The 210-nt window shown below is 67.1% G+C and carries 1 protein-coding gene; it reads left to right on the top strand.

What is annotated here, in order from left to right; genetic code table 11:
* A partial coding sequence (locus AF337_RS06500) for a hypothetical protein (protein ID WP_152970936.1) occupies positions 1-210 on the top strand: 210 nt, incomplete at both ends.

Below are 210 nucleotides of genomic sequence, written 5' to 3'. Positions count from 1 at the left end.
ATCGTCCGCCGGATCGTCGACTGCAATGCCGGCGCCTGGAGGCGATGGCGGGGCGCAGGACACCTCCACAAAGACGGCGTCGGTTGCGACGGTCTTCCAGACGCCTTCCTCGACATCCGAGCGCACCGTTCTTGGCCCGGATCCGTTCGAGGAGGCTGCAACACTGCCTGCCGCTCCGGCGCTGACGGGTGTTACCAGCGATGCCGACAC

The organism is Rhizobium ecuadorense, from assembly GCF_001187535.1.
Lineage (GTDB): Bacteria > Pseudomonadota > Alphaproteobacteria > Rhizobiales > Rhizobiaceae > Rhizobium > Rhizobium ecuadorense.
The sequence above is the reverse complement of the archived record's forward strand: the minus strand, read 5'-3'. Positions and strand labels throughout refer to the sequence as shown.